Raw genomic sequence first — 22,147 nt, 5'->3', positions numbered from 1 at the left:
GCTGCAACCGGAAGGGGTCTTTTGAGGCCCCTTTTTTATCCCGGTTTGCGACTGCACTCAGAAGTTCTCTTCCAGCAGCTCGGCGTCATGCCAGACCTGGTACTGGTCGCGGCCATTGGATTTAGCGCGGTACAGCGCCTCATCGGCTTTACGCAGCAGGTTTTTCAGCGTCACCGAGCCACGGGTGCAGGTCAGGCCGATACTGAGGGTGAAACTGACCGCGCCGCGATCCGTCAGCAGCTCATAGTGGCGCAGGCGCGCCAGCAACTGCTCACAGATATCGCTGGCAAGCGCTTCATACATGCTGGGCAGCCAGATTACAAATTCCTCACCGCCATAACGGGATACCAGGGCATGGCGACCGAAATGCTCCTGCAGGATCACTGACAGCTCCAGCAGCGCCTGGTCGCCGGTGTCGTGGCCGAAGGTATCGTTGATCGCCTTGAAGTGGTCGACATCCGCCAGCAGCAGGCAGTGGGGCTCGCCCTCATCCAGACCGGCCAGCTGGGCTTCCACTTTCTCCAGAAAGGCGCGCCGGTTCAGCAGGCCGGTGAGTGGGTCCTGTTCAGCCAGCATCCGCATCAGCTCGTGGCTGGACTGCATCTGCCGGGTGCGTTCCGATATCTTGCTGACAGTGGAGAGCATATGCTCAATGCCCCGGTTTAGCTGCAACTGCTTTTCGGGGGTGCTGCGATCGGGTTCCATATCCTTGCCGATCTCATGCAACTGGGTCAGGGCGCTGTTCAGGCGATGCCCTGCCAGGTTGACCTGATTCACCAGGGTGCGCAGAGAGAAGACGAACTGGTTGAATTCCCGCGCCAGATCGGCCAGCTCGCGGCAGCCCTTTTCCGGCAGCCGCTGCTCCAGATCCATATCACCCTGAGTCAGGTTCTGCATCGCCTCGATGGTGCGGGCGATCGGGCGGGTGAGGCCGCGGATAAAGATAGCGATCAGGATTGAAACCAACAGGATGATCACCGCAGCGATTAACAACGCGCGCTGCTGCGCGGCAGAGATCTGGGATTCCATCTCGCGGATATTGATACCGGTTCCGACCGTCCAGCCCCAGGCGGGAAAGTAACGGGCGTAGCTGGTCTTGGGCTGCTGTTCGCCGTTGGCTTTCGGATTGGGAAACAGGTAATTCACAAAGCCGCCGCCGGCTTTGGCGACGGTGTAGAGTTCCTGTACAAACAGCTTGCCATTGGCATCGCGCATATTACGGATGTCGGTGCCGATCAGCTGTGCGTTGCCATTGCTGATAGAGTAACCGTCATCATTGGCCACAAAGATATAGTTACTTTGCTGGTAACGCATGGAGGAGAGCACTGCCAGCGCCTGCTGCTGGGCCTCTTTCAAGGGCAATTCGCCACGGGAGGCGCGGCGTTCGTAATAGCGCAGAATACCCAGTGAGGCTTCGACCAGATGTTCTATCTCGTTCGCATGCGCCTGACGGATATGCTTGCGGATATCCGCCACCTCCGTCACTGCATTGGCGATAATGCCGATAAGGCAGATAGCAAAGATGGACCAGGCACGTGTTGCCAGTGAGAAGTTACTGAAATTAATTCCCATAGATCCTTTCCGTCGATAGTGCGGACGATTCTCCTGACTGCTGCTGCAATACTAATACACATGCAGCGGGCCGGGGGATTCGCTGCCCTGCCCCTGAAGTACTCAGCAAGCCGCTGCCGAGCTGCGACTGTTGGCCGCTTTCCTGATCAATCCACACGTTATAGCGTTCTAATATTGCACGGCCGGGAAACGCGAGAAAAGGGGGGCGCTGTTTTTTTTGCCGGGAGTTTGGTCGGTCTGGTGCCCGATGGCGCGCGGCTTTTGTGACTCAGGGGGCTTGTGGAAAGCGGCTTTCCCCGAAAAGCCGGAAGAATTACTTAGCGCCGCGCTGGCTTAACACTGCAGGCACGGTCATCAGCAGGATTTTCAGGTCAGTAAGTAAAGATCGCTCACGCAGGTACTTGATATCCAGCCTGACCCACTCATCAAAACTGAGGCTGTCCCGGTCGGATATCTGCCAGTAACAGGTCAGGCCGGGGTTGGCCTGGCGACGCATATTGTGCCACTGAGCCATCTGTTGATCTTCTTCCAGAGGCAGTGGTCTCGGTCCCACCAGACTCATTTCGCCGCGCAGTACATTGAAGAGTTGCGGCAGTTCGTCAATGCTCCACTTGCGGATGAAACGACCGATCGGGGTGATACGCGGGTCGTTGGTCATCTTAAAGGCAGGCCCGACACGCTCATTCTGGCTCAGCAGTTCGGTCTTGAGGGCATCGGCATTCATTACCATGGAGCGGAACTTGTACATGCCAAACGGAATGCCTCCACGCCCCATGCGTTGCTGGACAAAGAAAGCGGGGCCCGGGTCGGTAATCTTGATAATCAGGTAAACCGTCAGCAGTAAAGGCCCCAGGCACAGCAGCATAGTACCCGCGACCAGCAGATCCATGGCACGCTTCCAGCGTGGGATTGGCTGAGCGAAAAATTTCTGAGCATCACTGCTGGGAGCTGTTGAGGGGCGATTTAGCGACATGACTTAGGTTTCGGTTTCCAGTTCTTTCTGAGCCAGGGCTTCATTCTCAGATTGAAACTCTATGGCGACACCATTGGCTTCGCTGCGCACCACCTTACCGGTTGCATGCAGTGCAAGCTTTTCGCCGGCCAGGCCATCGATATCTCCGATAGGCAGGGTGATATCCAGTCTGACCTTGCTTTCCTCGGCCAGTGGTGAGTTGGTTAACAGGAATACGCCGCGTGCTGAAATATCCCGCGTCGTCGCCTGCTCGCTGCGGCCCTGTTGCAGTAAAAGATTAGCAGACAGTTCCAGATCGTGACGATCCTGGTCCCGCTGGTCTGGCGCAGAGATGTCGCTCAGGGTATCCGGATACACCAGAATTTCAGCATTGTTCAGGCTGGCAGGACTGTCTTTCAGTGCCTGCAGGCGCTGTAGAAAACTGTGTGCGCCAGACTTGCCGGTATTGAACAGGTAAATGGCGACCTGATTATCATTAAACCAGCCCATTTCATCGACCAGCCGTACCTGCGGCTTGATCGATTGATCAAGTTGTTGCAGACAACGTGACCGGTCCTGGCTGTCGGAAATCGCTGGCAGCAAAATCAGTGAAAAAGGGCTGTTGAGGCGATCTGCCCGGTAACGCTCCTTTTCCAGGAACACGTAGAAGTCCTGACGGTCAAGCATCCATGGAGTTTCGTGAGTGGCCTGTTCAACAGAGGCAAACAATTGCTTGAGATATTTCACGACTTTACGATTGGCCTTTGCCATCTTCTGATTTCTCATTGGCTGATGTACTGGCTGAGACCGGCACCGGGTAGTGCATTGTCTGAACAGCCGTATCCGGAACTGCGTTTATCTTCGCTGTAATACATGTGAGTCGGTGTGTATTGTCCGGGATACAGTCAGCAATACAACAGGAATTTATACTGATTCCCGGACAGCGTCAGAATTCTGACTATTTGAAATCAAGATTAATCTGCTCTATCAGCTGAATCATCCTGGTCTGGGTGGCCGGAGGCAGTGCATCGTAGGCCCTGAGAAGCCGACTCTGTCCTGCGAGCAAGCCGTCGAGGGGGCCGTCGCCACGGACATAGTGGTCTATGGATATCTGGTACAGTTCGCATACGCGAAGGACGTCGTCCAGAGTGGCAGGTTCAGTGCCGTTGGAGCTTTCCCATCCCTTTATCGTCGACACGGCTTTCGAAAGCCGCCGGGCTACCTCTACCTGAGTGAGGCGCATCCGCATCCTTGCCTGTTTCAATCGTTGTGCACGAGTATTCACGAGGCGATTCTCTAACAAGCAGACTGTCTATGTCAGTAAAGGTACAGGGAGAACCTCCCTGTGACTGAATTCAGGAACCTACAGAATGGACCTTTATTCAGCTCTGATAAGCCAGCCCGTATAGTTACGTTTCCCCCAACAACCGCAGGATGCGGGGAGGGGACGCAGCAGGAGTACACAGGGAAGGCACACGCAAGGGATTGCACCCTGATATATGCCACACCATCACCGCTGACGCTCGCCTGTGACGCCAGTGGTATCTCATATCTGATTTCACTTTAGTCGACTTTTTCTGCGCTTAGCAATTATTTCTGCGGCGAGAACTCAGGCGGTCTTGTTTTAATACTTCTTATGCGCCGGTTTGGATCAGTCCGGCTGCTCCAGGGGCGCCGCTGTTCTGCATCACGGTGCATCAATGCCGGGGATCTGCCCTGCAGCACCTTGCGTACACCCAGGACAGTTTCGAGAAAAGTGTCGGGCTTGGTAAAGCCAGTGCATACCTCTTCCATATCCCGACCTGTTAGTGCCCCTGTTACGGCTAGGACTACTCGCGGAAGTTAACGCTTTCTGACTCACTGATATTGTAGATATGGGAGGAGGAGTGCAGTACCTGCGCCTGACGCCGTACCTGAGTGGTAATCACCGCGTTATAGGTTTTAGCCGCTTCGGCCTGCTGGAACTCGGCCAGCTGAACCCGGTAAGAGATCTGGGCTTTGGCCGCATCCGGGTTAAGGACCACGGTAGCGCCGCGTTGCAGCAGCTGGCTGGTTAGCAGGTCGCGGTAGCTGTGCTCAAAGGGGCTCGGTTCGGCAGGCAGCTGGATATACACCGGATAGGCCAGAACTCCGGCCGTTCCGATCTTATTTGCCTCATCGTTCGCCAGTTGTTGCCACTGACCGGCTGCTTCAAGCGGTTCTTGCAGGGCCGGTGCCTGAGCGGTCGTATTGTAACGGGTGCTGGTGTTCGAGCAGGCGGAAATCAGAACAGTTGCCGAAACCATGGCAATAACTCTCAGGCTGAGCATGTTGTATTCCTTTACAAAAATATGACTGGGCGGGCAGAAATTGAGCTTTCGGGAGGCTTTTTACAGATGCTGAGAGACTTTTTCAAGTCCGGAAAAATGTAGTATTGACTCGGGTGTTGGTATTTTGAGAAAGATCGACCCGCAGGCCGGGTCAGATCAAAACTTTCAGGCTGCCGCGAACCGATCTGAAGTGTCCCCGGCAGGTTGTCAGATCTGTTCGCCAGCCTCTTAATCCTGGCTCAGAGGATATGCTGTTGCTTCAGTTGTTGGATACGTTCCACAGTGGCATCGTAGGCATCCTGATAAACGCTGGCGCGTTCGACAAAGTACTCACTGTAATGGATAGGGGTATCGTACTGAACCGGTTCCAGCCTTATGGGCCTGAAGGGTTTTCCCGCCTGCAGGTAGCCCCTGTTGATCAGGTCATTAATCAGGTGGATTCGGGCGGTTTCACCTGAATAGGAAGAGTTGAACCAGAGCTGGGTGACGAAGTTGGAAACCTGCAGCTGATTGCGGGGCATGCCGGCCAGCCACTCTGTACTCTGAGGCCTGACGGAAAATACCAGGTCAGCCAGAGGTGCCAGCTCGCGAATAATGAACTGGCGGTGGTAGGCGCCGTCGACCAGTGTTCTTTCGCTGCCATCCGGATTCTCAAATCCATAGAGGTAGAGCCAGAGTGCGGCTTCCACGGCTGCAAAGCATCCCTGTTCATCGTTGGCGTCCAGCAGCCGGATCCGGCTGTCATTGTGCCGGCTGCCATTACGGTATTTGCCGGGACGGGCGGCTTCCAGCTGATCCAGAGCCGGCTGGTTAACGAACAGGATCTCTTCACCGGCCCGGGCGTCGAACGCATTGAAGATAATCCCGGTTTTTTGCTCTCTTGCCAGTCTCAGACCCAGGTTGGTCAGGCTGTGGGGACTGCGCTCGGGCACAAACACCTGCGCTGGCATCAGGCGTCGCAGGGTTTCGTCGCGGGGGTTCCTGAAGTAGTTTTCGAGGTCTTCCGGAAAGCGGAACTTCAGCAGGTTACTCCAGTACTGATTTACGGCCGGGGCAAAGATACCGGGGTCGCCGGTCATCGCCATCACAGGCCCATCGAGCCACTGGAAAGGGGCGGGAAAGCGGTTGGTTTTTTCGATCTCTGCGGTTAACTCTGCGGCGATATTGACGCTTTTACCGCTTTCAGGGTCGGGTTCGTTGTTCAATTGCAGCAGGTAACGCCAGGCCCAGTAGATCTGGCCTGAGGTGCAGCTGATCAGGTCGGGGGCTATCTTTTCACTCAGGCTTGCATCCAGAAACCCGACGCCGTGTGCATTGAATCCGCCCAGGCCTCCAAGGGCAAATGCGATCCGAGGGGTGCTTCCTGCCATCTTTCATTCCTCTGCTAGTCCTTTATTCGATAGTGAAGTCTGGTATAGATTGAGCTATCTGCAAGCGGGAACAGAGTGATCTTAAATAGTATTTACCAATCGACATCATTCTCTTATTTAATTTTATAAATGATTGGTGGTCGTCTATTCTTGCATCATCAAGTTTACGAGAGCCAAAGGAGGCAGACGATGTTACAGAGTAAAGAAGGACAGCCGGTACCAGAGGTTATTTTCCACACCCGTCAGGGTAATGACTGGGTCGATGTCAGCAGTGACCAGCTGTTTAGAGGTAAGAATGTCATCCTGTTCGCGTTGCCGGGTGCGTTTACCCCTACCTGCTCCAGTACCCACTTGCCACGTTACAACGAGCTGGCACCGGTATTCGCAGAGAACGGAATCGATAGCATCATCTGTCTTTCGGTCAACGATACCTTTGTGATGAATGCCTGGGCTGAAGATCAGAAAGCAGAAAATATCATGATGCTGCCGGACGGCAACGGCGAGTTTTCTGAAGGGATGGGCATGCTGGTGGATAAAGCCGAACTGGGCTTTGGCAAACGCAGCTGGCGCTATTCGATGCTGGTGCGTGACGGCATTGTGGAAAAAATGTTTGTCGAGCCGGAAGAGCCAGGCGATCCGTTCAAGGTGTCTGATGCCGACACTATGCTGGAGTACATTAACCCGCAGGCCCAGCAGCCGGTACGTGTGACAGTGCTGACTAAACCGGGCTGTCCGCACTGCACCCGTGCCAAGCAGGCACTGCAGGATAACGGCTACCGTTATGAAGAGATTGTGATGGGGAGCCATGGTATCAGCTACAGCTCGCTGGCGGCCATCTCGGGACAGGGCACCACACCGCAGGTATTCATCGATGGTGATCATGTCGGCAGTGCAGACGACCTGGAAAAATGGCTGGCAGCACGCTGATCTGAGCGCAGGCTGATTGTTTAGCTGAAGGGGCATCGCGCCCCTTTTTTATTGTCCCGCTATTTCAGCTGCGGCCCCATCCGTTGCCGCAAGGGGGAAAATCGCCAAAAGTCTGATGACATTGATAGTATGACTGATCTAATCTGAAAGCTTAATCTAAAGGCTTATTGCTATTCTAAGCGGGCAGTCATGAAACAGATGGTGAAATATCCTCCTGTCATAGCATGTATCGTCTTCACGATTCTGATGGGACTGATCTTTATGATGGTGCTGAATGAAGAGCGCCGTCTTGAAGCTGAACAGAAGTACGCGGCTTTCATGCGCCTGAGCTCCGTAAAGGCTGATCTGGAAGGCTTGATGGGGGCGAATCTGAGTGTTCTGCGCGGCCTGAAAGCCCAGATCGCCGTCGATCCGGACCTGGTCGCCCGGCGCTTTCCGGCCATTGCGGCGGAACTGCTGGGCAATGACCTGCAGCTGCGCCATATCGCCCTGGCACCGGACCTTGTGGTCAGCGATGTATATCCACGCCAGGGTAATGAAAAGATCCTGGGGGTGGACCTGCGCACCCTGCCGGATCAGATTGGCACTATTCAGCGCGCTGTTAACCAGCGTCAGGTGATGGTGGCCGGGCCGCTTAACCTGGTGCAGGGAGGGCAGGGCCTTATCGCCCGGCTGCCGGTGTACCAGTCTCTCGAAAATGATCGCTTCTGGGGAATCGTCGCGGCGGTCATCGACTACGATGAGCTGCTGGACCAGGCTGGAATCCTCGGCGTGGATTGGGACGGCGCACTGGCGATTCGCGGCCGTAATGCCAGCGGTGCTAAAGGTGAGGTGTTCTTCGGCTCTGAACAGACCTTTCGTGACGGTTCCATCGTGGTTGATGTCAACCTGCCGCACGGCAACTGGGTACTGGGCTACTATCCGCCGGAGGGCTGGCAGGTCTCCCGGGAGCGCGCATTGCAGATGTGGATTCTGGGGGCGCTGTTTGCCGCGATCAATGCCATTGCCGCCTATTTTATGGCACATACTTACCGAGCCAAGACCCTGGCCACTGAAACGGCCATCCATCGCGCCAACTACGATGGCCTGACCGGCCTGATGAACCGCCATTACTTTACCCGACAGCTGGAAAATCACATCGCGGATGCCCGCCGTGACGGTCAGCGTTTTGCCCTGATGTTTGCCGACCTGGATATGTTTAAGCAGGTTAACGACACTTATGGCCATGATGTCGGCGACCGCCTGCTGCAGCTGTTTTCCCATCGTATGACGGATACCCTGAGGCGCAATGATCTGGTGGCGCGCCTGGCCGGGGATGAGTTTGTGATGCTGGTGAAACAGGTAGACAGCGCTACCCAGGTGGAGATGCTGGCGGAGAAACTACTGGAACGTTTTAACGACGTGTTCTCGATCGATGGCCGTATGCTGTCGATCTCATCCAGTATTGGTATAGCGATCTTCCCGACCGATGGCGACAGCGCCAGTCAGCTGCTGCAGAACGCCGACCATGCAATGTACGCCGCCAAGAGTGCCGGGCGTAACCGGGTGTTTTTCTTCAATCGGAATATGCGGCTGGAGGTGGAACGTCATGTCCAGATGCATAACGAGATTGTGCGCGGTATCGATGATGGTCAGTTTGAGGTGTATTACCAGCCGGTTCTGGAACTGAAAGGCAGTGAGATCAATAAGTGCGAAGCGCTGGTGCGCTGGAACCACCCGGAGCGGGGCCAGATATCTCCGGTGGAATTTATTCCGGTCGCCGAGCAGACCGGTGCGATCCGGGCACTGGGCAACTTCGTGCTGGAGCAGGTCTGTATTGATATGCAGCACTTCAGCAATGCCGGGCTGAAGCTGAAAGTAGCGGTCAACCGTTCGGTGAAGGAGTTCAGTGCCCTGGATGTGGATCAGCGCTGGCTGCAGATCATGGCGCAGCGTTTGGTTAAGGCCGAAGATATTATCTTTGAGATCACCGAGTCGCTGTTGATGGAGCAGAATGCCAAGCAGCTGGCCGCCATCCAGAATCTGCGTAAGGCCGGTGTGCAATTTGCCATTGATGACTTTGGTACCGGTTATTCGGCGCTGAACTATTTGCGCAGCTATCCGGTTGAGATCCTCAAGATCGATCGCAGCTTTATTATGGATCTGCTGACCGACGAGCAGGACCGTACCCTGGTGGATGTAATTATCCGTATGGGTAAAACACTGGGCATCCGGGTGGTGGCGGAAGGGGTCGAGTCTCTGGATCAGATTAATCTGCTGAAGGAATTAGGCTGTGACTATATTCAGGGCTTCTTCCTGACCCGGCCGGTTCCCCGGGACGAGTTTATCCGCTTCTGTCAGGAGTGGAAGCTGGTGACCAGCCTGTGACTGTTTCCTGACCGTTTTGTAACAAAGGCCACTATAGCTGGTGCAGAGACTCTTTTCCTGAACTTATCCAACAACTTATCCACAGTATTTGTGGATCTTGAAGCTGTGAAAAAAGTAGCGAAAAGAAGCCGTCAAGACTTGACAGTGTATAAAAAAATTGACGAATCAGGCGCTGGTTAAAAAAAGACCAGCTTTCTGAAGGCCTTATATGGCGGGGCCTGTAGCAGAGGCGAATGCAGTTACCCCAAGATTTCCCCAAAGTTTATCCACAGATTCTGTGAGTAACTATTTTTGCCCTCTAAATCGCCAGAAATAAAAAACGGAGCCGTAGCTCCGTTTTTTATTCACCGGCCGCAGCCAGGCTGAAAAGTGCTCAGGAATGCTCTTCCAGGAACTTCGGATCCAGCTTCAGTTCGTCATTGCTGTTGACGCCGACGCCGCGGGATTTGATGTTCTCTGCGATATCCTGCGCTTCCTGCAACGAGTGCATCTGGTAGGTACCGCACTGGTATTCGTTCAGTTCAGGGATTTCGCTCTGCTCCTGGACGCCCAGTACATCTTCCATCGCTGCCAGCCAGGCTTGAGCGACTTTCTCTGAATCAGGGGTGCCGATCAGGCTCATGTAGAAGCCGGTACGGCAGCCCATTGGCGAGATATCGATAATCTCAACGCCGTTGCCGTTGAGGTGATCGCGCATAAATCCGGCAAACAGGTGCTCCAGCGTATGGATACCTTTTTCGGACAGGATCTCCTCGTTTGGACGGCAGAAGCGCAGGTCGAATACAGTGATGGTATCGCCACCCGGGGTGGTCATGGTTTTGGCAACACGAACTGCCGGTGCTTCCATACGGGTGTGGTCAACTGTAAAGCTGTCTAGTAGAGGCATAGTCTTGTCTTTCTTCGGGTTATACGATGCGGTTTCCCGCCTTTGTCAGGCTATTATCCTGCTATTCAGGAATAAAGCATAGCCATGGCCGACGTCAACTATATCCCTCAACATGGAGGGTTTTCCAGTTGCTCAAGCAATGCAGAGAACGAGGTGTCCAGCTGCCTGGCCAGTTTACGTGATTGCTGCTGCATCCGGCGGGCATTGATGGCCGGCATACCGCCCTTAAAAGCAAAGGCGATCAGGTTGCCGCCGCCGACCGGACAGAACAGGCTGGCATCCCCAAAATAGTGAGAGAGTTTCTCCCGTGCCCGCGGATGCTGGCCTTTGCCCTGATCCCACAGGTTAAGCACCAGAATGCCGTCATCGCTCAGGCAGTCGTAACAGGCGGCCAGCATCTTCTCTTTCAGCATGCCGTCATCCATACCGTGATCCAGATAGATATCGGCAAACAGCATATCGGTCTGCGGCGGGTCGTAGCGCATGAATTCGCGTGCATCACAGATCTCCAGTTCCAGCCGGTCACTGTCTGGCAGCCAGAACCAGCGTCGTGCGACCTCGGCTACGGCCTCGCGCAGCTCGACTACGGTCATGCTCGCCTGGGGCAGCAGATGCAGCAGGCTGTTGGTCAGGGCGCCGGCTCCGAGTCCGAGCAGGGTCAGGCGTTCAGGCTGTGGATTAAACAGCAGCGCCAGCAGCATCGCCTGGGTGTACTCAAATACCGGCCGGGCCGGATTAGCACGATCAATACAGCTCTGATCGCCGCCATCGCCGAAGGTCAGGTAGCGCAGGTTGCCGTTCTCGCAGACATGGATCGGACCCCAGGAATCATAACAACGGTGGATTTCACAGCCGGGCAGGTTCATCAGCTACAGCCTCGTCGGGCAAATTCTATAGATGTTGGTAAAAAACCTAAGCATAGCGGGGCTTCATCCCCGCTGACCAGTATTGCGCCTGTCGCTTATTAGGCAGCGGCCTTTTTGGCCAGGGTCAGGGTCGCTGTCAGGCCACCTTCACCCGGTTCTATTGCCAGTGCCCAGCCGAGGCGTTCGCAGATCTGCTGCGCCAGGCTCAGGCCAAGTCCAAAGCTGTCCTCATGATGGTGACTGTTATCGCTCTGGTCCCGGTTATGCACCCGGATCTGCTGATCGCTGACACTGATCAGGATCTCACCCTCATGGGTGTACTGAAAAGCATTCCGGATCAGGTTGGCCAGCACAATGCGCAGTGGCGTCGCGGGCTGCGACTGTGGATGCTGTGCTGTGGCCTCCAGCTGCCACTGCACCTGCTTACCGCTGAGCAGGTAGCTCAGCTCCTCGGCCAGTTCGCTGGTGAAAGCGTTCAGGTCAAGCAGGCTCCAGTGGGGTGCCGGTTCATTCTCCCGGCTGAGCCAGAGCAGGGTTTCGGTTAGCTGCTGCATATTGCGGTTGGCGCGCTCAATCCGTTGGGTCGGACGTTCAAGCTGCGGCTCGATCCCTTTGCGGCGGATCAGTTCCAGACTGCTGCGGGTGACGGCGATCGGGGTACGCAGTTCATGGCTGGCATGGCGCAGGAAGTGGTGTTCGCGGCGCAGTATCTGACTAATACGGTCGAACGCCTGCTGCAGCTGCAGCGCGATGCGGTTGAGCTCATGGTATCGGAAGTCCGGCGGGGTCTGATCATGGGTTTCCAGATTCAGTTGCTCCGCCCAGTCGGCCAGTGCATCGGCCTGGCGGCTGATCCGCCTGCGCAGAATACGCATCAGCCCCAGTACAATCAGCAGTACTGCTGCAGCGACAATCAGGGTGTTGCGGTTGCCGGTGTCGGCCCGGGCCACCTCCGCCTCGCTGAACAGCGACAGATCGTAGTTGCCCAGCAGGTAGAGTGTACGGCCATCATGAAGCGGGTGTGGCAGCAGGACAAATATCTCGGTCTGGTTCCAGCTGTCACCGTCCCCCTTCCTGACTTCAAACTCATGGATATCGCTTGGCTGCAGTTTCTGCTGGCCGAAGCCCTGCACTGCAACCGGGGGCAGCTGTTGCAGGCTGAATGCGGCGGCAAAAATACCGGATGCCGGCAACACAGCATCGGGATCTGCCTGATAGGCGCGGCTGAAGGTGCGGGCTTCGAGGCGCATGGTTGCTTCGATCGCATCATCGATACCGCGATCATAGTAACGGTCGAGCATCACGCTGTAGAGGAGTACCAACAGGCTGATGCTACCCAGCAGGAACAGGCTGAGTTCGCCGCGCAGGGTGCGGGCGCTAATTTTCATCTTCACTCCGCAGGATAAAGCCGTGACCCGGCAGGGTATGGATCAGTTTGCTCTCGAAGGGCTGATCGACCGCCTGGCGCAGCTTATAGAGGTGTACCTTGAAGGCGTTGCTGTCAGGAGGCGAGTCCTGCCACAGGGCCTGTTCCAGTGCCCGCCGGCTGACCAGCCCGGGACTGGCCCGCAGCAGGGTTTCCAGCAGTATCCAGCCACTGGGCGTCAGCTTCAGGGATTGCCCGTTGCGGCAGGCACTGCGGCTGTCCAGGTCCATCAGCAGTCCGGCAGCCTGCAGCTTGCGGCTATTGCCGCTGCGTCGCTTCGCCAGCGCCTGCACCCTGACCACCAGCTCCTCCATGGCGAAGGGCTTGACCAGATAGTCATCACTGCCCGCACGGAAGCCCGCCACTTTATCTTCCAGCTGATCGCGGGCGGTCAGCATCAGCACCGGCGTATCGATACCGCGCCGACGCAGCTGCTCACAGACACTGAGGCCGTCCATCTTCGGCAACATCAGGTCGAGCAGGATCACCTGATAGCTGTTGTCTGTCGCCAGTTGCAGTCCGGACAGGCCGTTATAGGCGTGATCGCAGAGGATATCTTCCAGTTCCAGGTAATCCGCCACGGCGGCGGCCAGGTCGTGGTCATCCTCTACCAGTAATACATTAACGGTTGCCATCAGCTGTTCTCCAGAACGGTTTCGGCCTGTGCCTGTTTGCGTCGCCAGTTGGCGGGATTCAGGTCATGACTGATCACTACCAGCGCCGGAATCAGCACCAGTGTAATCGCGGTGGCGAATAATATGCCATAACCCATGGCAACCGCAGCAGGGATCAGGAACTGGGCGTTTTCCGCCGTTTCCAGCAACAGCGGAGCCAGGCCGATATAGGTGGTGACAGAAGTCAGCAGTACGGCCCGCAGCCGGCTGGTGGCGGCCAGCACCATCGCCTGCTGGCAGGGATAGTGGGCACGCAGGCTGTTATAGCGGCTGATCAGCAGCAGGCTGTCGTTTACCACGACGCCTGAGAGGGCCAGGATACCGAACAGAGAAAGGATACTCAGGGGCAGGTCATGCAACCAGTGACCCAGCAGGGCGCCGACAATGCCGAACGGGATCGCGCTCATAATCAGCAGCGGCTGAAAGTAGGATTTCAGCGGGATCGCCAGCAGGGCATAGATCGCCAGCAGCGCCAGGATAAAGGCCCGTTGCAGCGAGGCAGTGGTTTCCGCTTCCTCCTGGGCTTCGCCGCCCAGATGCAGCTCCAGTCCCGGATACTGGGCTTTCAGCTGTGGGAAGAATTCCGCCTCCAGCTGTTGCAGGATCTCGCCTGGCCCGATGACGGACTTATCCACATCGGCGCTGATCTCAGCCACCCGTGAGCCATTGATCCGGTCAATCTCGGCGGCAACGTAGCGGCTGCTGACGCTGGCAACGCTGTTCAGCGGCAGCAACTGGCCATCGTTGCTGCGGATATAGGTCTGCTGCAGACTGCCCTGACTGCTGCGGTATTGCGGCGGGTAGCGCAGGCGAACCTTGATCTCATCCTTACCACGGATAAAGCGTTGTACCTCGATACCCTGGTAGGCCTGCTGGATCTGACTGGCGATATCCGACACACTCAGGCCGAGCGCTTCGGCGGCCGGTTTCAGTTGCAGGTCAAGCTGGTACTGCCCGGCGCTGTAGCTGTTACGCAGGGCACTGACCCCTTCGATCTGTTGCAGCCGGGCGAGCACTTCCCGGCCTGCCAGGCGTAGGGTGTTGTCGGACTCGGAGCGCAGCTCGATATTCATATCTGCGGCGCCCTGCCAGGTGGTGATCAGCTGCAGTTTACGGCTGGCTTCGATTGCCCCGATCATCTGATACCAGCGTGCGCTGATCTGATCGGTACTGAGCGGCCGCTCTGCGCGGGGTGACAGCTCTACCGTGACCTGGCCTTTTTCTGCGGACTCCACCAGGGTCTGGATATGGCGGAAGGGGGGCTGCGACAGTTCAAACTCCGCCATCAGCTGGCGATTCAGTGCCAGGGCCTGTTGTTCGATATGCGCCGTCTGGCGAAAGGTCAGGCCATAGCCGGCATCCTTCTCCATCTGCAGCTTAACGCGGATATAGTCGCTCGGGATATCGGGGAAGAACACCGCGCGGATCTGGCCGGAAGGCACCATCCCCACCACCAGCAGCAACAGCGCCAGCATCAGTGCGACCACTGCATAGCGGTAGCTGAGCAGGCATTGTAGCCCGGGGCGGTAACAGTGCTGGTTGAAGGCCTGCAGGGCAGCGGCGAAGTGTTGCTGCAACCTGCCCCAGCCACGACTAAGCATATTGCCGGCGCCGCGCTGGTACGGGTGTGCCAGGTGTGCCGGCAGAATCAGCTTGGACTCCACCAGTGACCAGAACAGGCAGAAGGCGGCTGCATAGGCAAAGAAACTGAAGATCTTGCCCATTTCGCCTTCGACCAGCGTCAACGCCATAAAGGCGACGATGGTGGTGAGCACGCCAAAGACGGTCGGTACTTTCACCCGCTCAGCGCCCTCTATGGCGGCCGCCAGATTGACGCCTTTCTGTTGTTGCACGCTGTGGATACTTTCACCGACAACGACGGCATCATCCACCACAATCCCCAGTGCGATAATAAAGCCGAACGTCGTCAGTTCGTTCAGCGAGAGGCCAAACAGCGCGTCATCCATCAGCAGCAGGGCACCGGCGAAGATTACCGGCAGGCCACAGGCGACCCACAGCGCCACCCGCAGGTTGAGGAACAGGGCCAGCATAATCAGCACCAGTGCTACGCCGATCAGAGCGTTCTCACCCAGCAGGCTGAGGCGGTCGGCGATATAGCTGCTCTGGTCGTTCCAGATCACCAGCGAAATCCCCTGCGGCAGCTGCGGCCGGAAACGCTCAACCTCGCGCTGCACCTGCTCGGCAATCGCAAGGATATCGGAGCTGGCGTACATCTTAACCTCCAGCCCGATCGAAGGCTGGCCATTGTAACGTGACAGCACCGGGGTATCGCTGTAGCCGTCATCGACCTGTGCCAGATCAGCCAGGCGGATCTTCTGTCCTTGCGGGGTCGTGATTAGCGGGATCTCGGTAAACTCACGCAAGTGGCGACGCTGCTGGTCGGCCTTGACGATCAGGCTGCCGCTTTCGCTGAAAAGCTCGCCACCGCTTTCGATCAGCGAGCTGCGATTGATCTGCTCGGCGACCTGGCTGAGGCTGAGGTTATGGGCCTGCAGCGCGGCTTCATCCAGCTCGATGTTGATCTCGGGAGTACGGCGGCCCTGGGTATTTATCTTCTCGATGGCCGGGTTAGTCAGCAGCTGACGACGCAGCCTGCGGGCACTTTCCTGCAGGACGTCGATCGGCATATCGCCATAGAGCTGCACCGTAATCGCGTCCTCTAGCCAGGTTTCACGGCTGATGACCGGCCGTTCTGCCCGCTCCGGCAGGGAGGTGATGCTATCGATCCGGTCCTTGATATCGGTCGACAGCCGTTCCAGGTCGTAGCCGCTGCTGCGATCCACCGACAGGTAGACACCGCCGCCGTGCGAGTTGCTGTAGATCCGCTTGATCCCCTCGACACCTTGCAGCGCCTCCTCCAGCTTGATCGCAATCGCCTGTTCGGAAGCCGCCGCCGAACCGCTGTTATAGCTGACCTCGACGCTGATGCTATTGGGGGGCAGGGCGGGAAATGACTCCACCCGCAGATTCAGGCCGCTCATTACACCGCAGACCAGCACCACCAGCATCAGCAGGTTGGCGGCCACCGGGTTGCTGGCAAACCAGGCCACCCAGCCGGGCCGTGAACCGACTGACTGAGGCTTAGTCATCGCTGTGCTCCTTTAGCGTTACCTGCATGCCGGGCTGGTAGCTGGCGACCGCTTTGGCGACCACCTGCAGCGGACTATCGCTGCCGGCCCTTATATAGCTGATGGCCTGATGGCTGAAGACGATGTCGGCGCGGTGGCGCTGTAGCTGGCCGCCATGGACGCTCCAGAAATAGCCATCGGCACTGATGGCGCTGTGCGGCAGGGCCAGCAGGTTATCGAAGGCACGGCCCTGCAGTTCGACGCTGACAAAGCTGCCTGGCAGCAGGGGCGTGGACTGTTGCAGAGGCTGGTCGACCGCCAGGGTCAGTTGGCGCAGACGGGTACTGTGATCAAGCTGGCTGGCGATTCGTTCCAGCCGGGCCGGCCACTGTTGCTGAGGTTGTTGTGGGTTGCGCAGGATCGCGCTCGCCTGAGCCGGTGAACTGTCCAGCAGCGGCCACTGGGCGGGACTCAGGGCGATATGTATCTCTGCCGTGTCGCTGGCGATCAGTGTGGCCAGCGTATCGCCGGGCGCGGTCAGGCTATACAGGCTCAGCTCCGTAGCGGCGACAATGGCATTGAAAGGCGCGCGTATCTCGCACTCTTTGAGGTCGCGCCGGGCCTGAATAAGGCGGGCGTCGGCACTCTGCAGGGCCGCTTTCGCTGCCGCCAGCTGGGGTTTATGCAGCAGCAAAGCCGAGGCGGTGGCGTTTTTCAGGCCAGCCCGCTGCCAGTCTCTCTCGGCCTGCCGGGCCTGCTCTTCGGCCTGTTGCAGCGCCAGCAGCGCTTCGGCCTTTTGTTGCTCGGCCTGTGCCAGTGCCAGCTGGTAGTCGGTGGTTTCCAGCCGGGCCAGCAGGGCGCCCTGACGGATCTGATTGCCAGGCTTGAACTGCTCTGATTTCCAGATCACCCGACTGCTGAGGCGGGTTTTCAGTGTCAGTGTATGGGCTGACTCCACATTACCAAAGGCGCTGATCACTGCGGTTGCCGTCCGGGGCTGCAGGGTGATGACCGAAACCGCCGGCAGCACCGGGCTTTCGGTCCGGGCTGGTGGCTGCGGCTTATGCTCCAGCGCATAGGCATTGTAAAACCATACCGCGGGCAGCGAGGCCAGCGCCAGCAGGGAAATAACCAGGGTTTTCAGTTTCATATCTCAGACTCCCATGCCCAGCGCCAGGGCCAGGGTAATACGGTTTTTCTGGTGCTGCTGGCGGCTTTGCAGCAGGTTGATCCGGCTGTCGAACAGGTCTCGCTGGGCGCGAAGCAGGTCGAGAATATCGGCCTGTCCGGCCAGGTAGCGTTCGCGGTAGTAGCTCCGGCTGTTGTCTGCATGGTGTACAGCGACCTGCTGCCGCTCTATCTGCAACAGCAGGCTCTGTTCCCGTTGCAGGCTGTTATTCACCTCAGTCAGCGCATTCAGCAGGGTTTTCCGGTAACTGAGCCAGGCGCGCCGGGCGCTGTACTGGCTGATCTGATGTTCGGCTTGCCGTCGCCCGCCATCCAGCAGCGGCGCACTCAGGTTGAGTAACAACTGCCAGACCGGACTGCCGGACAGTAACTGATCGAGCTGATCGCTGTTGTAGCCGCTGTTGGCACTGAAACTGAAGCGTGGCAGCAACGCCTTGGCGGCGGCCGCGACATTGCTGTCGGCAGCATAGGCGCGCTCCAGTGCGGCACGGATGTCCGCACGATGAGCAATCACTGCGGCCGGGATGGCGACCGGTACGGCTTCTATCTGGGGCAGCTTCGCCGGCAGGATAAAGGGCTGCGGGGTGGTGGAGGCCAGCAAAAGCTTCAGCTCGCGCAGACGCTCCGCCTGTGTTTGCTGCAGCTGCAGCAGTACGGCTTCCGCCCGGGCCCGGGCGCTGCTGGCGGCCTCCAGGTCATCAAGCTGACCGCCGCCTCCCAGAAAGCGCTCTTTAATGGCGGCCTGACTGCGGCTAAGGCTGGCAATACGGGCCTGCTCAGTAGCGATAATCTGTTGCGCGTAGGCCATATCGAGCCAGAGGCTGGCCGTGCGTGCGGCCAGTGAGTTGCGGGCCGCATCGAATTCGAACTGCCGGGCCCGGTATTCGGCACGCGCGGCATCGGACTGGTCTGCCAGTCGTTGCCACAGGTCGAGCTCCCAGCTCAGTTGCAGGCCCAGGCTGTACTGATTGCGGGTCTGTTCTGCGCCATCACGCTGGCTGCTGACGTTGAGGTCGAGCTGGGGTTGCCGATCGGCCTCTGTCTGCCGTACCCGGCTTTGTTGTTCTTTCAGTAACAGAGCCGTCTGTTGCAGGTCGAGATTATTACGTTGTACCCGGGCGATCAGGTCGCTCAGCGCGGCGGATGGAATGATCACCTGCAACTGTTGTTCGAACGCCGCCGTCTGGGCAGAGACCTGCCAGCGGATGGGTGGTGGTATCGGTGTCGGGCCGGCCGGACGCGATGTGGCGCAGGCAGACAACAGGGCGGACAGAATAATCAGGGCCAGAGGGGCGGTGACTGACATTGAAGAGGTTTCCCGGCAACAGGTTTGGCGTTGTCAGGTTTTAACCTCATCCAGGTAAAGGCAGGGTTAACATCGCTGAGCTATGAGCTATGAGCTATGAGCTATGAGCTATGAGCTATGAGCTATGAGCTATGAGGAAGGAGGGGGAAACACAAAGAAGCCGTTATAGTAACGGCTTTCTTGTCATGCAGAAGCAGTGGATTAATTAATTCCTATCACCGGGAACGATAAAATCTTCGTACTCTTCGGTCATTTGCAGCTCTTTACCGACGGTTGGTAGTTGCCCGTAGTTAATATGGGCTGCACTTGCAAGGCTGGGCATAAGAATAATGGCTGAAAACAAAATAACAAATAATTTACGCATTATAATGACTCCTGCTAAAGGGACTAATAAAGTGTGGTATGCAGGGCGGCTTATTAAATAATCAGCCGCCCTATGCAAGTTCCTTTAAAGTCATATCCCTGTGCCATGCAATATCAGATATTAATCATCCTGAAAACAAAACCGCTTAGTGGCGGCCGCTTTCAAACTCAGCCTGTTCACTCAGGTGCACTTCCTGCCCGGATGTAGGCAGCTGGCCGTAGTTCAGGCTGTCTGCAAAGCTGGCGCCAGAGGCCATTACCAATCCTGCAATCATGAAACGAACGAGAAATTTCATGCTTTAAATCCTCTTTATATTCCTGGTGAAAGGACTGCTTTAATTAGCGAGCCCAACGATCCTGTTCAAATTCAGCTTCCTCGGTCATCTGAACTTCCTGACCGTGAGTAGGCAGCTGGCCGTAGTTAAGAATGTCTGCAAAGGCAGAGCCGGAGATGAATGCAAAAGCAACAATCAGAGCCTGGAAGAAAGTTTTCATTGGTATGTCCTCGCGTTTGTTTGTGAGTTCATACTATGAAGTAACTCTGAAATTAAACTGAAAAGCGAAAAGGATTTATAAAATAAAAGGGAATAAGTGATAAGCGATCTGCGATAAGACGGGCAGCGTGATGTTCCGGTTGTGGCTTTACAGGCCGGTCGCCACGGCGTAGGGAAGGGCTTGCTCAGAGCAGCGTTGCTGTGCCTCGCCTGGAATACTTAGCATAAGCGACGCCAGTCTGTTCACTGTCAGGCTGGCATCGCAGCCTGAAGGGGGGGCTGGCCTTCGGTGGCCTTTACTTCTTCCGGTTGTCGTATCAGATCGCGATTGGATGGTCTGCCCGTGATATGACACTCGTAGTGAATGGCCGAGGCAGCAGCAGAGGGTATTGAGTGGCGGCTGGCAGATCACCGAGTGATGGCGACTGGCACGGCGACATAAAGCCGGTGCCTTCCCAGGCGCTGCCGGGGGATTTGTAGCTGTACAGTGTGGCTTTTTAGTAAGGGACGGCACGGATTTACCGATGTCCGGGTGGGGTGTGAGTCGATATCTGTCTGAAAATTGTGCGAAAACAGACGCAGTTGATCAGACTTTAAACGCTTTAACCAAAAGTGGTAGGAATTTATTAATTTTTTTAAAAAACAGTGTGTTGGAGTGTTGACAGTAAATCTGAATCGGGTAACATACGCGCCACTTCTACGGAGGGATGGCTGAGTGGTCGAAAGCACTGGTCTTGAAAACCAGCGGTCCGAGAGGGCCCTAGGGTTCGAATCCCTATCCCTCCGCCATTTTATGGCAAGAAGTAAATTTAGAGTTCCTCGATAGCTCAGTTGGTAGAGCAGTAGACTGTTAATCTATTGGTCGCTGGTTCGAGTCCAGCTCGAGGAGCCATTAAAAGTGGGTCGTTAGCTCAGTCGGTAGAGCAGTTGGCTTTTAACCAATTGGTCATAGGTTCGAATCCTATACGACCCACCACTTTTACTCCGGTAAGGTGGGCGCTTTTAATACCCCGTGGGTCGTTAGCTCAGTTGGTAGAGCAGTTGGCTTTTAACCAATTGGTCATAGGTTCGAATCCTATACGACCCACCACTCCTTTCCCGCTTCATTCTGTTACAACTCTCTGTTTTTAATACGTCGCTTATCGCCTATCGCTTATTGCGCGGTTTTCGGGCGCTCCGGCGGAACGCCATGGTTCGTCGCCTGCCATTACTGGGGCTGCTAGTAAGGCTCATACTCTATTGCGATCACCTCATACCAGATCTCACTGCCATCCGGTTTCTGCAGGTAGACCTCATCACCGACCTGTTTTTTCAGTAACTGCCTGGCCAGAGGAGAGTCGACGCTGATCAGCTGGCCGCTGGCTTCAATCTCATCCGGTCCTACGATGCGGTAGCGCTGCTCATTGTCCTCCTCATCGGCGATGGTGACCCAGGCGCCAAAGAAGACTGTGCCCTGGTCATCGGGAATACGGTCGACCACAGTAATGTCATCGAGCCTTTTTGACAGGTAGCGCACCCGGCGGTCGATCTCCCGCAGCTGCTTCTTGCCGTAGATATATTCGGCGTTTTCCGAGCGGTCGCCCTGTGCGGCGGCTTCCTTCACCGCCTGGGTGACTTCAGGACGCTTTACTTTCCACAGGTACTTCAGCTCATCATTCATGCGCTTATAGCCGGTGGCAGTGATGTACTTGGATTTTTTCTCAGCAGGTGGTCGCCAGCGTCCCATACAACTCCCGGTTGTCTTTACAGTTTTGTGCTAAAGGTTAGTAGATGGTGGCCGATAGCCAGATCTCAACCGACACTATTCAGTTTTTATCATGCAGACAGAACGACTCGAACGTATAGAGTCCCGAATCGAGACTTACACCTCCAATCTGGCCAGTGCGGTCCAGAGTGGTAATGGTGCCCAGTTTTCGATGCTGTTGAGCATGATCTCTGCCAATCAGGCGCTGTATAAGCCGGAGTTTTCTGTTCCGGCCCCGGCTGCCGATCCTGATGCCCGCTTCCAGCTGCCGGCTGAAGCGCAGTCGGTCTACCCAGATCCCAATGAGTTGTATAACGAAACCGTAGTCGATCGCCTGAACCATTCCATCAACGATAATCTGCCAGGCGATTTTGCCTACATCAACAGCTATATCGAAACCGGTGCCCGTACGCCGCGTCGCGGCCGCCTGGGGGCCGATCAGTTTGAAAAGGTGGCGTTGATGGCTTCCGGCAAGCTGATGCTGGATGAGATCTCCCGCTCGCAGCAGCAGATCCGCACCCAGGCCTGATTCTCTGCTTTTCCCGACTTCTCTTTTCCGCTGTTACCACTGACTGCAGTGCTGTTATGATCGGCCTCTTTGCGGTTTCGGAGTC

The 22,147-nt window shown here is 56.5% G+C and carries 20 protein-coding genes and 4 tRNA genes; 7 read left to right on the top strand and 17 right to left on the bottom strand.

All coding sequences use genetic code 11. The features are described 5' to 3' along the window. Positions 1-57 precede the first annotated feature (57 nt). From Q354_RS27215 to Q354_RS0105200, 6 genes are all read right to left on the bottom strand, one after another. The gene (locus tag Q354_RS27215; RefSeq protein ID WP_027856686.1) at positions 58-1,572 is read right to left on the bottom strand and encodes a diguanylate cyclase; all 1,515 of its coding nucleotides are present in this window, start codon (positions 1,570-1,572) and stop codon (positions 58-60) included. Between the two features lie 313 nt (positions 1,573-1,885). Then, entirely contained in the window at positions 1,886-2,461 is a 576-nt protein-coding gene (locus Q354_RS24695) for a sugar transferase (protein ID WP_051559916.1), read from the bottom strand. Between the two features lie 87 nt (positions 2,462-2,548). Next, a complete protein-coding gene (locus Q354_RS0105220; RefSeq protein ID WP_027856685.1) occupies positions 2,549-3,295 on the bottom strand; it encodes a PilZ domain-containing protein in 747 nt (248 codons plus the stop codon). A gap of 187 nt (positions 3,296-3,482) precedes the next feature. Then, positions 3,483-3,809, bottom strand: coding sequence for a helix-turn-helix domain-containing protein (locus Q354_RS0105215; RefSeq protein ID WP_156948217.1), 327 nt, complete (start codon positions 3,807-3,809; stop codon positions 3,483-3,485). Between the two features lie 544 nt (positions 3,810-4,353). Then, positions 4,354-4,833, bottom strand: coding sequence for a hypothetical protein (locus Q354_RS0105205; protein WP_027856682.1), 480 nt, complete (start codon positions 4,831-4,833; stop codon positions 4,354-4,356). Between the two features lie 239 nt (positions 4,834-5,072). Beyond that, positions 5,073-6,203, bottom strand: coding sequence for a hypothetical protein (locus Q354_RS0105200; protein ID WP_027856681.1), 1,131 nt, complete (start codon positions 6,201-6,203; stop codon positions 5,073-5,075). Between the two features lie 189 nt (positions 6,204-6,392). On the opposite strand from Q354_RS0105200, the gene Q354_RS0105195 reads away from it, so the two are divergent. Both Q354_RS0105195 and Q354_RS27210 read left to right on the top strand, forming a co-directional pair. Beyond that, complete coding sequence (locus tag Q354_RS0105195) at positions 6,393-7,130, top strand: glutathione peroxidase (RefSeq protein WP_027856680.1); 738 nt, start codon at positions 6,393-6,395, stop codon at positions 7,128-7,130. Positions 7,131-7,319: 189 nt separating this feature from the next. Beyond that, a complete protein-coding gene (locus Q354_RS27210; protein ID WP_051559915.1) occupies positions 7,320-9,497 on the top strand; it encodes a putative bifunctional diguanylate cyclase/phosphodiesterase in 2,178 nt (725 codons plus the stop codon). Between the two features lie 373 nt (positions 9,498-9,870). Here the strand turns inward: Q354_RS27210 and luxS are convergent, their stop codons facing one another. The 10 genes from luxS to Q354_RS28165 form a co-directional block, all read right to left on the bottom strand. Then, complete coding sequence (gene luxS, locus Q354_RS0105185) at positions 9,871-10,383, bottom strand: S-ribosylhomocysteine lyase (RefSeq protein WP_027856679.1); 513 nt, start codon at positions 10,381-10,383, stop codon at positions 9,871-9,873. Between the two features lie 107 nt (positions 10,384-10,490). Next, a complete protein-coding gene (locus tag Q354_RS0105180; protein ID WP_051559914.1) occupies positions 10,491-11,249 on the bottom strand; it encodes a spermidine synthase in 759 nt (252 codons plus the stop codon). Positions 11,250-11,347: 98 nt separating this feature from the next. Further along, positions 11,348-12,637, bottom strand: a complete 1,290-nt coding sequence (locus Q354_RS0105175; RefSeq protein WP_027856677.1) for a sensor histidine kinase — start codon at positions 12,635-12,637, stop codon at positions 11,348-11,350. After that, positions 12,627-13,310 carry a response regulator transcription factor gene (locus Q354_RS0105170; protein ID WP_027856676.1) on the bottom strand — a complete coding sequence of 228 codons (684 nt, stop codon included), beginning with the start codon at positions 13,308-13,310 and terminating at the stop codon, positions 12,627-12,629. The genes Q354_RS0105175 and Q354_RS0105170 overlap by 11 nt, the downstream gene beginning before the upstream one ends. Beyond that, positions 13,310-16,459, bottom strand: a complete 3,150-nt coding sequence (locus tag Q354_RS24685) for an efflux RND transporter permease subunit (RefSeq protein ID WP_036228623.1) — start codon at positions 16,457-16,459, stop codon at positions 13,310-13,312. Before Q354_RS24685 ends, Q354_RS0105170 begins: the two co-directional genes overlap by 1 nt. Next, positions 16,452-17,588: an efflux RND transporter periplasmic adaptor subunit gene (locus tag Q354_RS0105160; protein ID WP_027856675.1), complete on the bottom strand. Its 1,137-nt coding sequence runs from the start codon at positions 17,586-17,588 to the stop codon at positions 16,452-16,454. Before Q354_RS0105160 ends, Q354_RS24685 begins: the two co-directional genes overlap by 8 nt. A 3-nt stretch (positions 17,589-17,591) precedes the next feature. After that, the gene (locus Q354_RS0105155; RefSeq protein WP_027856674.1) at positions 17,592-18,932 is read right to left on the bottom strand and encodes a TolC family protein; all 1,341 of its coding nucleotides are present in this window, start codon (positions 18,930-18,932) and stop codon (positions 17,592-17,594) included. A 205-nt stretch (positions 18,933-19,137) separates the two neighbouring features. Next, positions 19,138-19,296: a hypothetical protein gene (locus Q354_RS28175; protein ID WP_156948215.1), complete on the bottom strand. Its 159-nt coding sequence runs from the start codon at positions 19,294-19,296 to the stop codon at positions 19,138-19,140. Positions 19,297-19,441: 145 nt separating this feature from the next. Beyond that, complete coding sequence (locus tag Q354_RS28170) at positions 19,442-19,591, bottom strand: hypothetical protein (protein WP_156948213.1); 150 nt, start codon at positions 19,589-19,591, stop codon at positions 19,442-19,444. A gap of 43 nt (positions 19,592-19,634) precedes the next feature. Next, entirely contained in the window at positions 19,635-19,790 is a 156-nt protein-coding gene (locus tag Q354_RS28165; RefSeq protein WP_156948211.1) for a hypothetical protein, read from the bottom strand. A gap of 700 nt (positions 19,791-20,490) precedes the next feature. Here Q354_RS28165 and Q354_RS0105135 point away from each other — a divergent pair. From Q354_RS0105135 to Q354_RS0105120, 4 genes are all read left to right on the top strand, one after another. Beyond that, positions 20,491-20,578: transfer RNA gene (locus Q354_RS0105135), tRNA-Ser, on the top strand. A gap of 27 nt (positions 20,579-20,605) precedes the next feature. Next, positions 20,606-20,681: transfer RNA gene (locus tag Q354_RS0105130), tRNA-Asn, on the top strand. Positions 20,682-20,689: 8 nt separating this feature from the next. Beyond that, positions 20,690-20,765 (top strand) — tRNA-Lys (locus Q354_RS0105125). 38 nt (positions 20,766-20,803) lie between these two features. Next, positions 20,804-20,879 (top strand) — tRNA-Lys (locus Q354_RS0105120). A gap of 129 nt (positions 20,880-21,008) precedes the next feature. On the opposite strand, the gene greB is transcribed toward Q354_RS0105120, so the two are convergent. Further along, positions 21,009-21,515: a transcription elongation factor GreB gene (gene greB / locus Q354_RS0105115; RefSeq protein ID WP_027856673.1), complete on the bottom strand. Its 507-nt coding sequence runs from the start codon at positions 21,513-21,515 to the stop codon at positions 21,009-21,011. Positions 21,516-21,606: 91 nt separating this feature from the next. On the opposite strand from greB, the gene Q354_RS0105110 reads away from it, so the two are divergent. Continuing rightward, positions 21,607-22,062, top strand: coding sequence for a hypothetical protein (locus Q354_RS0105110; protein ID WP_027856672.1), 456 nt, complete (start codon positions 21,607-21,609; stop codon positions 22,060-22,062). Positions 22,063-22,147 lie beyond the last annotated feature (85 nt).

This window comes from Marinobacterium jannaschii DSM 6295, assembly GCF_000620085.1.
In the GTDB taxonomy this organism is placed as follows: domain Bacteria; phylum Pseudomonadota; class Gammaproteobacteria; order Pseudomonadales; family Balneatricaceae; genus Pontibacterium; species Pontibacterium jannaschii.
This window is presented reverse-complemented; position numbering and strand designations above follow the sequence as displayed.

Excerpts from the sequence above, each read along its gene's own strand:
- Q354_RS0105200 (WP_027856681.1), bottom strand. The coding sequence starts at position 6,203 with ATGGCAGGAAGCACCCCTCGGATCGCATTTGCCCTTGGAGGCCTGGGC.
- Q354_RS0105175 (WP_027856677.1), bottom strand. The coding sequence starts at position 12,637 with ATGAAAATTAGCGCCCGCACCCTGCGCGGCGAACTCAGCCTGTTCCTG.
- Q354_RS0105160 (WP_027856675.1), bottom strand. The coding sequence starts at position 17,588 with ATGAAACTGAAAACCCTGGTTATTTCCCTGCTGGCGCTGGCCTCGCTG.
- Q354_RS28165 (WP_156948211.1), bottom strand. The coding sequence starts at position 19,790 with ATGAAAACTTTCTTCCAGGCTCTGATTGTTGCTTTTGCATTCATCTCC.
- Q354_RS27215 (WP_027856686.1), bottom strand. The coding sequence starts at position 1,572 with ATGGGAATTAATTTCAGTAACTTCTCACTGGCAACACGTGCCTGGTCC.
- luxS (WP_027856679.1), bottom strand. The coding sequence starts at position 10,383 with ATGCCTCTACTAGACAGCTTTACAGTTGACCACACCCGTATGGAAGCA.
- Q354_RS0105155 (WP_027856674.1), bottom strand. The coding sequence starts at position 18,932 with ATGTCAGTCACCGCCCCTCTGGCCCTGATTATTCTGTCCGCCCTGTTG.
- Q354_RS0105220 (WP_027856685.1), bottom strand. The coding sequence starts at position 3,295 with ATGGCAAAGGCCAATCGTAAAGTCGTGAAATATCTCAAGCAATTGTTT.
- Q354_RS24695 (WP_051559916.1), bottom strand. The coding sequence starts at position 2,461 with ATGGATCTGCTGGTCGCGGGTACTATGCTGCTGTGCCTGGGGCCTTTA.
- Q354_RS28175 (WP_156948215.1), bottom strand. The coding sequence starts at position 19,296 with ATGCGTAAATTATTTGTTATTTTGTTTTCAGCCATTATTCTTATGCCC.
- Q354_RS0105110 (WP_027856672.1), top strand. The coding sequence starts at position 21,607 with ATGCAGACAGAACGACTCGAACGTATAGAGTCCCGAATCGAGACTTAC.
- Q354_RS0105195 (WP_027856680.1), top strand. The coding sequence starts at position 6,393 with ATGTTACAGAGTAAAGAAGGACAGCCGGTACCAGAGGTTATTTTCCAC.
- Q354_RS24685 (WP_036228623.1), bottom strand. The coding sequence starts at position 16,459 with ATGACTAAGCCTCAGTCAGTCGGTTCACGGCCCGGCTGGGTGGCCTGG.
- Q354_RS27210 (WP_051559915.1), top strand. The coding sequence starts at position 7,320 with ATGAAACAGATGGTGAAATATCCTCCTGTCATAGCATGTATCGTCTTC.
- Q354_RS0105170 (WP_027856676.1), bottom strand. The coding sequence starts at position 13,310 with ATGGCAACCGTTAATGTATTACTGGTAGAGGATGACCACGACCTGGCC.
- Q354_RS28170 (WP_156948213.1), bottom strand. The coding sequence starts at position 19,591 with ATGAAATTTCTCGTTCGTTTCATGATTGCAGGATTGGTAATGGCCTCT.
- greB (WP_027856673.1), bottom strand. The coding sequence starts at position 21,515 with ATGGGACGCTGGCGACCACCTGCTGAGAAAAAATCCAAGTACATCACT.
- Q354_RS0105180 (WP_051559914.1), bottom strand. The coding sequence starts at position 11,249 with ATGAACCTGCCCGGCTGTGAAATCCACCGTTGTTATGATTCCTGGGGT.
- Q354_RS0105205 (WP_027856682.1), bottom strand. The coding sequence starts at position 4,833 with ATGCTCAGCCTGAGAGTTATTGCCATGGTTTCGGCAACTGTTCTGATT.